The organism is Bradyrhizobium canariense (assembly GCF_900105125.1).
Classification (GTDB): Bacteria; Pseudomonadota; Alphaproteobacteria; order Rhizobiales; family Xanthobacteraceae; genus Bradyrhizobium; species Bradyrhizobium canariense_A.
In genome coordinates this window covers 829,978-843,579 of record NZ_LT629750.1, presented here as the reverse complement: position 1 = coordinate 843,579, position 13,602 = coordinate 829,978, and the positions used below count along the sequence as shown (strand labels likewise).

Here is a 13,602-nt window from a genome sequence, read left to right as displayed (position 1 = left end):
CTGTCTACAAAACTGATTTTTTGACGCGGTTTCTTGCGCGAACCGGCATCCACTTCACTCGAAACGCCACGCCTACTCGACGACTTTCGGCACCAGGAAGAAATGATCCTGGGTCTCCGGCGCATTGGCAACCACTTCGTCGGCGATCTCGCCGTCATCGACCACGTCGTGGCGCTTCTTCATTTCCATCGGCGTGACCGATGTCATTGGCTCGACGCCGTCGACATTGACTTCGCTGAGCTGCTCGACAAAGGCCAGCATCGCGTTCAGTTCACCCTGCAAATGGGGAACCTCCTGCTCAGCGACCGCGATCCGCGCAAGATGCGCGATGCGGCGAACGGTGGCGGCATCAACCGACATTATATACGGCCTCTCACGGCAAATTCAGCCTGCCGTATAGCAGACGGGCCTTTTGCGTCGCAACCGTGGCTTCCCAATGTTTGAGGGACCGCAGACGATCCTTCGGCTTCTCGGCACGAACAGAGGGCTCCCGGTGGGAGAGGGTTGGGGTCAGGTGGTTCAGGGTCCACCCTTTGGCCGAGTCCCCTCACCCGGCGCTACGCGCCGACCTCTCCCCATGGGAGAGGTGACAAAGATTCAACCGGCCATTTGGCTCAGCCGCGCCAGCGCGCCGCCGGCCAGGGCCCGCGTCAGCTCGGCCGCCGGCATTTCGCGACCGAGCCGGATCGCCTGGCCGGCCCAAAGATTGGTGAAATCAACCTTGCCGAGCGTTTCCGAGGCCGCCTTCAGGGGACCCAATGAGGTCGCGGCATGGGGAAATGCGGGCGCATCCGGGCAAATCGGGCCGACTTCCCGCATCGCACGATTGGCGACGCCGCGGGCCGGACGCCCGGTCATGACATTGGTGATGACGGTGGAATCATCACGCGCCTGGGCCAGTGCCGATCGCGCCAGCGCCGTCACCCTGGATTCCGGACAGCGCAGATAGGCGCTGCCGATCTGCACGCCGGCCGCGCCCAGCGCGAACGCCGCGGCGATACCGCGCCCATCGGCGATGCCGCCCGTCGCGATCACAGGCACTCTGACCGCATCGACCACCTGCGGCACCAGCGCGAAGGTGCCGGGCTGTTCAGCGATATTCTCGGTCAGGAACATGCCGCGATGGCCGCCCGCCTCCGCGCCTTGCGCGATGATGGCGTCCACGCCGTTTTCCTCAAGCCAGATCGCTTCCCGCACGATGGTCGCGCAGGCGATCACGATGCAGCCCGCCGCCCTGACGCGCTTGAGCAGCGCCGGATCCGGCAGGCCGAAATGGAAGCTGACGATTTCGGGTTTCAGCTCCTCGACCACTTCGCACATCGCGGCATCGAACGGCGCGCGGTTGGCGGCATTGACCGGCGCGGTGTGGTCGAGGCCCAATTCCTGGTAGTAGGACTTAAGCCGCTTCTTCCATCCGGCCTCGCGCATGGGATCGGCGTCGACCAGCTTGTGGCAGAAGAAATTCATGTTGATCGGCGCAGCGACGCGCTGGCGGATGATGTTGACCTGCTCGCGCGCCTTTTCGGCCGTGATCATCGCGCACAGCAACGAGCCCAGCGCGCCGCCCTGCGCCGCCGCGATCACGAGCTCGGCGTCCATGATCCCGGCCATAGGCGCCAGAACGATCGGAAATTCGGTCTTGAAAAGCTCGATAAGTCGGCGGTCCGGCCACATGGTCTGCTCATTCAGCTGATTTTGAGGGTATCGGCGCGGGCGTCGTTGCCAGGGGCGCGTTCAAGGTTAGCACGAGGCAGCCGCGCTATGCCATGCTCTGTGGCCTGATGCTCCAGCGCCGCAGCGCGACCACGGTCCAGATCGCCTCGACCAGCCCAAACGGCCAGGCGCCCTGCAGAAACCCGTAAATCGAGCCCAGCGCGCAGGCGCACGCGAATCCAAGGACGAACCAGCGGCTGCGATCCTCCAGCGCGTAGCACACGAGCATCGCGGTAACCGCGAACAATCCGAACAAGGTCAGCCGGTCCATTGATATTCATCCTTCGCTTTGCACGTCCTGCTCGCCGCGTGGTATGCGGAGCCATGCCTGCTCTCATCTTACCGCTGACCGACGCCGTTGCGCACTGGCCGGAACGCGGCGCACTCGTTGGCCTCGATCTCGGCACCAAGACCATCGGCGTTGCGGTGTCCAACCCCGACCGCAGGCTTGCGACCGGCGTCGAGACCATCCAGCGCAAAGCGTTCAAGGCCGATGCGGCGTGCCTGCTTGCGATTGCCGGCGAGCGCAACGCGGTGGGCTTCGTGCTCGGCCTGCCGATCAACATGGACGGCAGCGAAGGCCCGCGGGCGCAATCGACCCGCACTTTCGCCCGAAATTTCTCCAAACTCACTGATCTCGCCATCGCGCTGTGGGACGAACGGCTCTCCACCGTCGCGGTCGAGCGTGAATTGATCGGCATGGACATGAGCCGCGCCCGGCGCGCGGAAGTGATCGACGAGCATGCCGCGATCTTCATCCTGCAAGGCGCGCTCGACCGGCTGGCGAAGCTGCGCGGAGATCGCTGAGGATGGCGGTCGTTGTTGCGGCACTAATGCCGGTAGATGCACCCCTGCTCACCCAGATCATCACACTGCAAACCATTCTGGCCGCCGCGACCATGCCGATCGCGATTGCGCTGGTGGCGTGACTTTCCCCTTCACCTCTCCCATCGGGAGAGGTCGGCGCGTAGCGCCGGGTGAGGGGTTCAGTTCTATCGACAAACCGTCCCCCCTCACCCCAACCCTCTCCCCATGGGAGAGGGAGTTCTCCATCGCAGAACTAAGACTGTCCCGTAAGCAACAAGGTCTGCACCAGTGCGGCCAGATTGTTGAGACCATGCAGCAAAATGGTCAGCCAGATCGACTGGCTGCGATAGCGGAGATAGCCGAGCACGAGTCCGATCGAAAATACTTCGCCCAAAAAGAACCAGTCGTACTGCAGATGCAGCATGGTCCAGACCGCCGACGACAGCAGGATGGCGCCCAGCGGCCCGAGCGCCGATTCCGACCAGCCGCGATAGAGGAAACCGCGTGCGAAAAACTCTTCCGTGATCGGCGCGGCAACACAGAACGCCAGCACCAGCAGCCATAACGCGCCATCGGCAACGGCCGATTGCACCACATCCCCCATGAATCCCGGCTGCACCTCGCGCCCGGTCAGGCGCGACACCAGATCCCACCCCATCACCACGACGACCATGGCGACGATGCCGATCAGTAGATTGGTCCACGAGGTCCAGCGCAGCGCGAGATAGTCGGCAAATGACGTGCGCGACAGATGGATCGGCAGCCACAGCGCGGCGAGAACGGCGGGCAGACCGGTAATCACGGAAAGTGAAATCGTCAGGCCGCCACCGAGCACGTGGATAGCTGCGGCAATATCGATCGGCCCATGCTGCCGCAGGACAAACCAGGCGACGACCGCGAGCTGGCCGACAAACATCGCGGCAAAGATAAAAAAGCCCCACAGCGCGGTACCCCAGAACTTCCAGACTCGCGGCGGGCGTTCGGCGGGGGTTATGGTGATCGGAGGGCTTGCGGGACTGAGGGAATCCATCAACTGACTTTCAATTGTGTAATCGGTGTCTGCTCTCGTCGTGGCTGGACTTGTCCCGGCCATCCACGCCTTGTTTCGTCACAAGAGAAGACGTGGATGCCCGGCACGAGGCCGGGCATGACGGTGAGTGAGATGCTCACGGTAACGCCCGCAACAGCAGGCTCTTGATATCGTCATTGGCGAGATCGACGGCGCCGTACATGCCGGCGTGAGTCCCGGCAAGCCGTGTTGCCGCGAATAATTCCGCGTTGCGCGGCGATACCTTGTTGAGCGCGGCGGCGGCTGCCAGCAGCGCCAGTTTCTCGACCGCGAGCCGTGCCACACGCTCGCTGTCCGGCCTGCGGAATGCCTTGCCGATGAACGCCGCCGCGTCCGGAGCGCCGGACAATCCCCTGGTTTCCGCGACAAGCCGCTGCAAGACGGCCGCCGCCGCGTCGGCCTCGCGTGACAACGCTCGCAGCACGTCCAGGCACATCACATTGCCCGAACCCTCCCAGATCGCATTGACGGGGGATTCGCGGTAATGGCGCGCCAGAATGCCTTCCTCTACGTAACCGTTGCCGCCCAGGCACTCCATCGCTTCATAGAGAAAGCCCGGCGCGCTCTTGCACGTCCAATATTTGATCGCCGGCGTCAGCAGCCGCATATACGCCGCCTCGCTGGCGTCATCAGGCGCGCGGTCGAATGACTGGCAGAGCCGCATCACCAGCGCGATCGATGCCTCAACATGCAGCGCCATGTCCGAGAGCACCGCCTGCATCAGCGGCTGATCGGCGAGGTGCTTCTGGAACACGCTGCGATGACGGGCGTGATGCAGCGCGTGCGCGAGCCCGGAACGCATCAGGCCGGCGGATGCGATCGCGCAATCCTGCCGCGTCAGCTGCACCATCTGGATGATGGTGCGGATGCCCTTGCCCTCGTCGCCGACGCGCAAGGCATAGGCGTTTTCGAATTCCACCTCTGATGACGCGTTGGAACGGTTGCCGAGCTTGTCCTTCAGCCGCTGGAAATGAATCGCATTGACCGATCCATCCGGCTTGAAGCGCGGCATGAAGAAGCAGGTCAGGCCGGCGTCGGCCTGTGCCAACACCAGGAACGCGTCGCACATCGGCGCCGACATGAACCATTTATGGCCGATGACGCGATAGGCATCGCCGTCGCGTTCCGCGCGGGTCATGTTCGAGCGCACGTCGGTGCCGCCCTGCTTCTCGGTCATGCCCATGCCGAGCGTCATGCCACGCTTGGTCCACCACGGCGCGAAGCTCGGATCATAGGAGCGCGTCGCGATCACGGGCATCGCTGTTGCCAGAAGCTCAGGCTGCACCGCCAACGCCGCCACCGATGCGCGCGTCATCGTGATTGGGCAGAGATGACCGGTCTCGACTTGCGCCGCCATGTAGAATTTCGCGGCGCGCACGACTTCGGCCGCCCCGCCGGCCGGCTTGCCCTGCGCGCTCCAGGTCGAATTGTGCACGCCGGCATGGGCGCTGTGCGCCATCAATTCGTGATAGGCCGGATGGAACTCGACGACGTCGCGCCTGACGCCGCGCGCATCGAACGCCCGCAGTTTCGGCGTGTTCTCATTCGCAACACGGCCCCGCTCGGCCATCGCAGCCGAACCCCAGTGCCGCCCGAATTCGGATAATTCTTTTTCCGCAGAACGCCCACCATTGGTCCCGACCGCGTCAACCAGCGGCCGGTCCAGCGCAAACAGGTCTACATCCTCGAACGGTGGCGACTGGTTGAACACTTCATGGGTCGCGAATGAAGGCTGGGTCATGGGCCGTCCCTCACGGTCGAAATTCGGCAGAATCAATGGCGGCGTGCCGCGATCGGGAAATCATAGGCCGCCCTGCCAGCGCCCGGCAGGGAAAAGTGCCACCACTCCTTCGAATAGTTCACAAACCCTTGCCGGCCCATCGCGGCCACCAGCAGGTTTCGCCAGCGCCGTTGCGCCGGCGTGATCGACACGGCTGCCGTATGCGCCTTCAGATCGGAACAGTCATAGCCGGTGCCCATGTCGATACTGGCTTCCGGTCCCCTCAGTTCCGCGGGCGCGGTGCAATCGGCGTAGGCCTTGCCCGGATCCTTGGTCGGATCGAACCGGCCTGAATTGTCAGCCCTCAAATCAACCAGCGTGAGGTCGACGGCAGCCCCGGTGGAGTGCTGGGAATGCGTGGCGATGTAGCCGAGCCGGAACAGATCCTTCTTGCTGAACGCGGGATTATAGCGCCGCTCGGCCGCGGTCTCCGTGCCATTGCGAGACCACGCCACCATGTCGGCAACCGCGCGCGCCGGGCGGTAGCAATCCAGCATCTTCAGCGACAGTTTCTGCCGGGCGAGTTCCTGCTGGATGTTTTTCAGTGCCAGTCCGACCGCGCGTTTCACCACGCATTCGGCCGCGCCGTAGCCATCAAGCGGCCGGCCAACGAAATTGTTCGATCCGGCGTAGCGGATGTCCTGGATAACAGAGGGATCGATATCACGCAGGTACACGAAATCGCCGGGCAAGGGCTGTGCAGCAGCTGAGCCCGCGCACGCGATGACCGCGAAGGTGATTGTAGCCGTTTTCACGAAAAGCTGTTCCATACCGTCATGGCCGGACTTGTTCCGGCCATCCACGTCTTTTTTACGGTTAACGACAAGGAAGACGTGGATGCCCGCGACAAGCGCGGGCATGACGAGATAGGACATCCCCGGGGGATAACTCGCCGACGCTTTTTTCGTGCTTGCCCCACCCCCCATCCCCGCCTATAGCTCTCGCTTTAATGACCCCTGCATCGAAATCGACCTTCGTCCTCGGTCACCGGCATCTGCTGGGAATCGAGGGCCTTTCCGCTGCCGATATTTCCGGCCTGCTCGACCTTTCCGAGGAATATGTCGAGCTCAACCGCCAGGTCGACAAAAAGCGCACCTCGCTGCGCGGTCGCACCCAGGTCAACCTGTTCTTCGAGGCCTCGACCCGCACCCAATCCTCGTTCGAAATCGCCGGCAAGCGCCTCGGCGCCGACGTCATGAACATGTCGGTCTCCTCGTCGTCGATGCGCAAGGGCGAGACGCTGATGGACACGGCGGTGACGCTGAACGCCATGCACCCGGACATCCTGGTGGTGCGGCACCACGCCTCCGGCGCGGTGGAACTGTTGGCGCGCAAGGTCGACGGGTCCGTCGTCAATGCCGGCGACGGCGCCCATGAACATCCGACCCAGGCGCTACTGGATGCGCTCACCATCCGTCGCAACAAGGGCCGGATCGAGGGCTTGGTGATCGCGATCTGCGGCGACGTGATGCATTCACGCGTCGCGCGCTCCAACATCATCCTGCTCAACACCATGGGCGCCCGCGTGCGTGTGGTCGCACCCTCCACCCTGTTGCCGAGCGGCATCGAGCGGATGGGTGTCGAGGTTGCCCGCGACATGCGCGAAGGGCTGAATGGCGCTGACATTGTGATGATGCTGCGGCTGCAGCGCGAGCGCATGAACGGCTCGTTCGTGCCGTCGAGCCAGGAATATTTCCATTATTTCGGCCTCGACCAGAAAAAGCTCGCCTACGCCAAACCGGATGCGCTTGTGATGCATCCGGGGCCGATGAACCGCGGCGTGGAAATCGACTCATTCGTGGCGGACGGCGCGCAATCGCTGATCCGCGAACAGGTGGAAATGGGAGTGGCGGTGCGGATGGCGGTGCTCGAGGCACTCGCCCGCAACCTGCCCAACGCGTAAAGATCATGCTGACCGATCGCCGTCCAATCCTGCTCGCCAACGCCCGCGTCATCGATCCCTCCAGGGATTTCGATGGCATCGGCGACGTCCTGATTGCCGATGGCGTCATCCGTGATGCCAGGCGCGGCATCGGCGCCGCCGGCGTGCCCGAAGGCACCGACATCGTCAATTGCGCCGGCAAGATCGTCGCCCCCGGGCTGGTCGACATGCGCGCCTTTGTCGGCGAGCCCGGCGCCAGCCACCGCGAAACCTTCGCCTCCGCGAGCCAGGCGGCGGCAACCGGCGGCATCACCACCATCATCTGTCAGCCGGATACCTCGCCTGTCATCGACAATTCGGCGACGGTGGATTTCGTGCTGCGCCGCGCGCGCGACACCGCTATCGTCAACATCCATCCGATGGCGGCGCTGACCAAGGGCATGCGCGGCGATGAGATGACCGAGATCGGCCTGTTGAAAGCCGCGGGCGCTGTCGCCTTCACCGACGGCGCACACAGCGTCACCAATGCGCAGGTGATGCGCCGCGCCCTGACCTATGCCCGTGATTTCGACGCGCTGATCGTGCACTACACCGAAGACCCCGATCTGGTCGGCGAAGGCGTGATGAACGAAGGCGAGTTCGCCTCAAGGCTCGGCCTGACCGGCATCCCCGTTGCCGCCGAGGCCGTGATGCTGGAGCGCGACATGCGCCTGGTCGCACTGAGCGGCGGCCGCTATCACGCGGCGTCTCTCTCCTCGACCGACTCCCTGGAAATCCTCAAGCGCGCACGTGACGCGGGGCTTGCGGTCAGTGCTTCCGCCTCGATCAATCACGTGACGCTGAACGAGAACGACATCGGCCCCTACCGGACGTTCCTGAAACTCTCGCCGCCGCTGCGCACCGAGGACGATCGCCGGGCGCTGGTCGCAGCCGTCGCTTCGGGTCTTATCGACGTCATCATGTCCGATCACAATCCGCAGGATGTCGAAGTCAAGCGGCTGCCCTTCGCGGAGGCCGCAAGCGGCGCGATCGGCCTTGAAACCATGCTGCCGGCCGCCTTAAGGCTGATCCATAATGGCGAAATGGATTTCAAGACCTTGATCCGCGCGATGTCGACGCGACCCGCTGAACTGCTGGGCCTGCCGGGCGGATCATTGCGCGCGGGCTCGCCCGCCGACGTGATCGTGATCGACGCCGATACGCCCTGGGTGCTCGATCCCGCTGATCTCAAATCGCAGTGCAAGAACACGCCATTCGACGAAGCGCGGTTCTCGGGCCGCGTGGTGCGCACCATCATTGGCGGCCGGACCGTCTACGAGCATGTCTGAAGCGCGGCAACTAACTTGCGACGGGAGCGACCGTGATATCGGCTGAGGCGTTTCTCATCGTGGCGTTTCTGATCGGCTATCTCTTTGGCTCGATTCCGTTCGGGCTGGTGCTGACCAAACTCGCGGGCACGCAGGACCTGCGCTCGGTCGGCTCCGGCAATATCGGCGCCACCAACGTGCTGCGCACTGGCCACAAGGGCCTCGCCGCGGCGACGCTGATCAGCGATATGCTGAAAGGTACGATCGCGGTGATCATTGCCGGCTCGTTCGGCGGACCCAACGCCGCGATGCTGGCGGCATTGGGCGCCTTCCTCGGCCACCTCTTTCCGGTATGGCTGAAGTTCAGGGGCGGCAAAGGCGTCGCGGTTTATATCGGCGTGCTGATCGGCCTGTTCTGGCCGGCCGCGGTGGTATTCTGCGTGCTGTGGCTCACCACCGCCGTGATCACGCGCTACTCATCGCTGTCGGCTTTGGTCGCGAGCTTTGTCACGCCGATCTTCCTGTGGTGGTTCGGCCACCTCGCGCTGGCCTCGCTGTTCGCGGTGCTGACGCTACTGCTGTTCTACATGCACCGCGAGAACATCAAGCGGTTGCTGGCGGGCACCGAAAGCAGGATCGGGAAGAAGTAAGCTTGGCGTCACTTTCTCTCGTCATTCCGGGGCGACGCGTTAGCGTCGAACCCGGAATCTCGAGATTCCGGGTCTGGTCCTTCGGACCATCCCGGAATGACGGTATCTTTCATCGCCGCGCCAGCGCCTCTTCAACAAAGCGCGCCGCCGAAAGCGCCCTGGCGTCGTCGCCAAATCCGGCGATGATCTGCACGCCGACCGGCAATCCGCCATCGGTGACATCAGCCGGAATGTTGACGCAGGGCACGCCCATCAGCGTCCAGAGCCGGTTGAAACGGGCATCGCCGGTCGAGGCCAGTCCTTTTGGCGCGGCGCCCGGCGCGGAAAACGTCAGCAGCACGTCAACATCGTCAAATGACTTCGCCAGGGCTCTTCGAGCCCGGTTGGCGATCGCGCGCGCCTCGTCATAGGTGGCGGGCTTGATGCCGACATTTTCGTCGAGCTTTTCGCGCATCAGCGGCGGTATTTCGTCGTGATGCGTGCGGTATTCCCAGGCCAGCGCCTGATGCGCCTCGAACTCCTGCACGACGGGATGAATCCGCCACGCCTCCGCAACGATCTCCGGCATCGCGAGCGTGCGAACGGAGGCGCCGGCGCGTTCCACCGCAGCCACCGCGATCCGCAGCGCCTGCCCGCTTGATCCCTCCGGCGCGCCCGCGAATTCCTGCATCACCAGGCCAATGCGTGGTGTCGTCTTCGCGGCATCGCCAAGCAGCTCGGGCCGGTTGGTCATCGCCGAAAGCCCGTGCGCGAGATCTTCGACGCCGGCGGCGAACAGCCCGACCGTATCCAGCATCCACGAATAGCACTTCACGCCCACCGTCGGCAGCAGCCGGTAGGATGGTTTGATGGCGGCCACGCCGCAGAACGAGGCCGGCCGGATCACCGAACCGCCGGTCTGCGTTCCCAGCGCCAGCGGAATCATTCCGGCCGCGACCGCTGCCGCGGAGCCCGAGGACGATCCGCCCGGCGTGTGTCCGTGATTTCGCGGATTGAGCGTCGCGGTCGGATCGCGCGAGGCGAACGCCGTCGTCGTGGTCTTGCCGATGATGGTCGCGCCCGCCCGTCTCAGCATCTCGACCACGGACGCATCCGCACGCGGCTGCCAGCCCCGGTAGATCGACGATCCCATCTCGGTCGGAAAGTCCGCGGTATCGATGATGTCCTTGATGCCCACGGCGATGCCGCGCAGCGGGCCGGCACCCGCCGCCCGCGCGCGGGGGTCATGACAGACGAACGCGCCGATGGTTTCGTCCTGCGCGCCGATCGCCTCCAGCGACTGCGCGATCGCGGCATCGGCGGAGAGGTCGCCCCGGTCGATCCGGCGCTGGAGTTCGGCGAGCGATATCATTGGCATTGGCATCATTCCGTGCGGATTGGGGGAAGGATTAGCTTACTCAGGTTCTGCTATATATTGTTTCTACCGTCATTCCGGGGCGATGCGTAGCATCGAACCCGGAATCTCGGGATTCCGGGTCCACGCGAAGACGCGTGTCCCGGAATGACGTGTGGGGAAAATAACGTGGACGCCATCAACAACACTACGCACCTGACCGCCGACGAGCGGATGAACCGCCTGCGGCTAATCCGCAGCGGCAACATCGGCCCTAACGGTGTTATGGCGCAAACGCCACCGCCTAATTGGCGTCATTGCCTTCGCTGCACGTTTCCATAGTCTCGTTACCGGCAGCAAAGTTTTTGGCTGTGAAAGCCATGCGGAAGCGCAAATATCGCCTGTGTCCGTAAACGTCGCTGTATCGAACAATTCCCCAAGCGAAGAAAGCGGCTTTGTCGTTTCTAACTGCCTCAAAAGAATATCGACTCAGGGGCTCGCTCATTCTCAAATGAGAGATCAGGGAGCCGTCACGCCCGATAGTGCTCTTGGAGCCACCCGGAGTGACCGTGGGGTCCGTTTCGCCAGGCTCGTCTACGAAATCTCGAACTTGAACACTCATTCGGAGGACGACATCGATCGCAGGGGTTTGACCGACATTTTTGAATTGGAGGATCACGTTAGGCAGCTTGCCAACTTCGAAATCCTCGACAGTGGTGCCCCTCAAATCAAAGTAGGCCCTCAATTGTCTTTCCGCCGTCCTATCCGCGCTTCTTACGAGACCGACGGTCGCCCCCCACAACATCAGCGTTACAATGGAAAGCAGCCACTCGCCGGGCTTTATGCCCAAGATCGAGATTTCCGAAGCGTCCTCGCCGCTATGTTGACTCTCGTATTTGCCACTTGGATTTACCTGCGTGGCTGGACGGTCTTCGGCCGGATTGGCACTGCTTATGCCATTTTCGGATTGATGCTGCGCATCGACCTTTGGAGCTTGGCGATAGGGATAATACGTGGGCCATAGAGCGATGATAGCTATCGCTTGGGCTCCTATGATTGCCCAAAGCAGTTCGCGCGGTACAGACCACTGCAACCGTTGCCCCCTATATCTCCTCTAACACTACTCCCTCCAATTCCACCGCCGCAATGCAGACGAGAAAGAACTTTGCGGAAAACGTCCCGCGTTTCAGCTTATTCGTTATCGAGGCCCCGGTTTCGGAGAAGCTGTGCTTTTTTGAGACGTTCGCCAGTTCAACATATGTCAGTTCGGATTCTTTGAGTTTTGTGCCTTTCGATCGGCCCATCCGTTCAAAGATCTTCTGGCCTTTAATACTCGCAGGCAAGAAAGACGTGGATGCCCGGCACCAGGCCGGGCATGACGGGAAACATTCTCGCAAGCCATCCCCCGTTGCCCACGCCCTTCGGTTGCGCCATGTTGTCGGCGCAAGGAGATAACGTGGACGCCATCAACAACACGACGCGGCTGACTGACGACGAGCGGATGAACCGCCTGCGGCTGATCCGCAGCGACAATATCGGGCCTCGAACCTTCAGCTCCCTCCTGAACCATTTCGGCAGCGCCCGCGCCGCATTAGAGCGGCTGCCTGATCTGGCGCGGCGTGGCGGCGCATCGCGTCCGGGACGGATCTGCAGCGAGGACGATGCGCGTGCCGAGCTCTCGGGCAGCCAAAAAATCGGCGTCCGCCTGCTCGCGCCCGGCGAAGCCGGTTATCCGCCACGGCTTGCGATGCTCGACGATGCGCCTCCCCTGCTCGGCGTGCGCGGCACGCTGGACGTGCTGATACGGCCGATGATTGCGATCGTCGGCTCGCGCAATGCGTCCGGCGCCGGCCTCAAATTCGCAAGCCAATTGGCGCGCGATCTCAGCGAGGCCGGTTTTGTCATCGCCTCGGGGCTGGCGCGCGGTATCGATCAGGCGGCGCACCGCGCCAGCATCACCGGCGGCACCGCGGCGGTGCTGGCCGGCGGTCACGACAGGATCTATCCGCCGGAGCATGAGGATTTGCTGGCCGAACTGCTCCACTCCGGGGCTGCGATTTCCGAGATGCCGCTCGGACACGTGCCGCGCGCCCGGGATTTTCCACGGCGCAACCGGCTGATCTCGGGCGTCGCGCTCGGCGTCGTCGTGGTCGAAGCCGCGCATCGCTCCGGTTCGCTGATTACCGCACGGATCGCCGCTGAACAGGGCCGCGAGGTGTTCGCCGTCCCCGGCTCGCCGCTCGATCCGCGCGCCGCCGGGACCAATGATCTGATCAAGCAGGGCGCGACGCTGATCACGCAAGCCTCCGATGTGATCGATGCCGTCGAGCCGATCATGGAGCGGCCGATCGAACTGCGTGAACCCGATGATGACGAGCGGTTCGATTTCGAACCCGAGGCCAGCGATCGCGCGTGCATCGTCAACCTGCTCGGCCCGAGTCCAATCAGCCTCGACGATCTGATCCGGATGTCAGGGGCCTCGCCGACCACCGTGCGCGTGGTGCTGCTCGAACTCGAATTGGCCGGGCGACTGGAGCGTCACGGCGGCGGGCTGGTGTCGCTGATCTAATTAACCGGGCTCATTGCGCCCATCGAAGCGCGCGCGTGCGCCTTCGATTTCCGGCTGATGTTCGTGGGCCCATTTGCCGAGCGCTTCCACCGGTTTCGATAGCCCGTGTCCGAGATCGGTCAGTTCGTAATCCACCCGTGGCGGAATGGTCGGAAAAACGGTGCGCGTGACCAGGCCATCGCGCTCCAGGCCACGCAGCGTCAAGGTCAGCATCCGCTGCGAGATACCGCCGACCATGCGCTTGATCTCGTTGAAGCGCCGCGGCCCGTTGCCGAGCAGCATGATGACGAAGACGCTCCATTTGTCGCCGACGCGCGCCAATACCGAGGCGACCGCGCGGCAGTCACCGTCGAGGTGCGCGTTGGGCGGCAGGACAGGCACTTTTGTGTGCTCGGGTTTCAACGGTGTGCTCAGGTTCCAAAAATGTGCGTTCTTGCGGGTCTTATAGACGGTCACTCATATAGCGCCAGTTACAAATCTATACCAAGGGTG

Annotated in this window: 15 protein-coding genes; 5 read left to right on the top strand and 10 right to left on the bottom strand. The window is 63.3% G+C overall.

What is annotated here, in order from left to right; genetic code table 11:
- Window positions 1–72: 72 nt before the first annotated feature.
- The 3 genes from gatC to BLV09_RS04210 all read right to left on the bottom strand — a co-directional run bounded on the left by gatC (window position 73) and on the right by BLV09_RS04210 (window position 1,984).
- The gene (gene gatC / locus BLV09_RS04220) at window positions 73–360 is read right to left on the bottom strand and encodes an Asp-tRNA(Asn)/Glu-tRNA(Gln) amidotransferase subunit GatC (protein WP_100382261.1); all 288 of its coding nucleotides are present in this window, start codon (window positions 358–360) and stop codon (window positions 73–75) included.
- 237 nt (window positions 361–597) lie between these two features.
- Window positions 598–1,674, bottom strand: a complete 1,077-nt coding sequence (locus BLV09_RS04215; protein ID WP_146686413.1) for an NAD(P)H-dependent flavin oxidoreductase — start codon at window positions 1,672–1,674, stop codon at window positions 598–600.
- 85 nt (window positions 1,675–1,759) lie between these two features.
- Window positions 1,760–1,984, bottom strand: a complete 225-nt coding sequence (locus BLV09_RS04210; RefSeq protein ID WP_146686412.1) for a hypothetical protein — start codon at window positions 1,982–1,984, stop codon at window positions 1,760–1,762.
- A gap of 53 nt (window positions 1,985–2,037) precedes the next feature.
- Here BLV09_RS04210 and ruvX point away from each other — a divergent pair, with 53 nt between their 5' ends.
- Window positions 2,038–2,520: a Holliday junction resolvase RuvX gene (gene ruvX / locus BLV09_RS04205; protein WP_167558617.1), complete on the top strand. Its 483-nt coding sequence runs from the start codon at window positions 2,038–2,040 to the stop codon at window positions 2,518–2,520.
- A 253-nt stretch (window positions 2,521–2,773) separates the two neighbouring features.
- Here ruvX and BLV09_RS04195 read toward each other — a convergent pair whose 3' ends face one another.
- The 3 genes from BLV09_RS04195 to BLV09_RS04185 all read right to left on the bottom strand — a co-directional run bounded on the left by BLV09_RS04195 (window position 2,774) and on the right by BLV09_RS04185 (window position 6,139).
- On the bottom strand, window positions 2,774–3,550 hold the full coding sequence (locus BLV09_RS04195; protein WP_146686411.1) for a CPBP family intramembrane glutamic endopeptidase: 777 nt from the start codon (window positions 3,548–3,550) through the stop codon (window positions 2,774–2,776).
- 136 nt (window positions 3,551–3,686) lie between these two features.
- Window positions 3,687–5,330, bottom strand: coding sequence for an acyl-CoA dehydrogenase family protein (locus BLV09_RS04190; protein ID WP_100382266.1), 1,644 nt, complete (start codon window positions 5,328–5,330; stop codon window positions 3,687–3,689).
- A gap of 32 nt (window positions 5,331–5,362) precedes the next feature.
- The gene (locus tag BLV09_RS04185) at window positions 5,363–6,139 is read right to left on the bottom strand and encodes a M15 family metallopeptidase (RefSeq protein ID WP_146686410.1); all 777 of its coding nucleotides are present in this window, start codon (window positions 6,137–6,139) and stop codon (window positions 5,363–5,365) included.
- A gap of 179 nt (window positions 6,140–6,318) precedes the next feature.
- On the opposite strand from BLV09_RS04185, the gene BLV09_RS04180 reads away from it, so the two are divergent.
- The 3 genes from BLV09_RS04180 to plsY are packed head-to-tail and all read left to right on the top strand — an operon-like array spanning window position 6,319 to window position 9,208.
- A complete protein-coding gene (locus tag BLV09_RS04180; protein ID WP_146686409.1) occupies window positions 6,319–7,272 on the top strand; it encodes an aspartate carbamoyltransferase catalytic subunit in 954 nt (317 codons plus the stop codon).
- Window positions 7,273–7,277: 5 nt separating this feature from the next.
- Window positions 7,278–8,579 carry a dihydroorotase gene (locus tag BLV09_RS04175; protein WP_146686408.1) on the top strand — a complete coding sequence of 434 codons (1,302 nt, stop codon included), beginning with the start codon at window positions 7,278–7,280 and terminating at the stop codon, window positions 8,577–8,579.
- A gap of 35 nt (window positions 8,580–8,614) precedes the next feature.
- Complete coding sequence (plsY, locus tag BLV09_RS04170; protein ID WP_100386918.1) at window positions 8,615–9,208, top strand: glycerol-3-phosphate 1-O-acyltransferase PlsY; 594 nt, start codon at window positions 8,615–8,617, stop codon at window positions 9,206–9,208.
- A 109-nt stretch (window positions 9,209–9,317) separates the two neighbouring features.
- Here plsY and BLV09_RS04165 read toward each other — a convergent pair whose 3' ends face one another.
- The 3 genes from BLV09_RS04165 to BLV09_RS37845 form a co-directional block, all read right to left on the bottom strand.
- Complete coding sequence (locus BLV09_RS04165; protein ID WP_146690976.1) at window positions 9,318–10,559, bottom strand: amidase; 1,242 nt, start codon at window positions 10,557–10,559, stop codon at window positions 9,318–9,320.
- A gap of 286 nt (window positions 10,560–10,845) precedes the next feature.
- Window positions 10,846–11,634, bottom strand: coding sequence for a hypothetical protein (locus BLV09_RS04160; RefSeq protein WP_146686407.1), 789 nt, complete (start codon window positions 11,632–11,634; stop codon window positions 10,846–10,848).
- A 10-nt stretch (window positions 11,635–11,644) separates the two neighbouring features.
- Complete coding sequence (locus BLV09_RS37845) at window positions 11,645–11,845, bottom strand: DUF6471 domain-containing protein (RefSeq protein ID WP_146690975.1); 201 nt, start codon at window positions 11,843–11,845, stop codon at window positions 11,645–11,647.
- 128 nt (window positions 11,846–11,973) lie between these two features.
- Here BLV09_RS37845 and dprA point away from each other — a divergent pair, with 128 nt between their 5' ends.
- Window positions 11,974–13,110 carry a DNA-processing protein DprA gene (gene dprA / locus BLV09_RS04150; protein WP_146690974.1) on the top strand — a complete coding sequence of 379 codons (1,137 nt, stop codon included), beginning with the start codon at window positions 11,974–11,976 and terminating at the stop codon, window positions 13,108–13,110.
- On the opposite strand, the gene BLV09_RS04145 is transcribed toward dprA, so the two are convergent.
- Complete coding sequence (locus tag BLV09_RS04145) at window positions 13,111–13,524, bottom strand: winged helix-turn-helix transcriptional regulator (RefSeq protein ID WP_100386919.1); 414 nt, start codon at window positions 13,522–13,524, stop codon at window positions 13,111–13,113.
- Window positions 13,525–13,602: the final 78 nt, after the last annotated feature.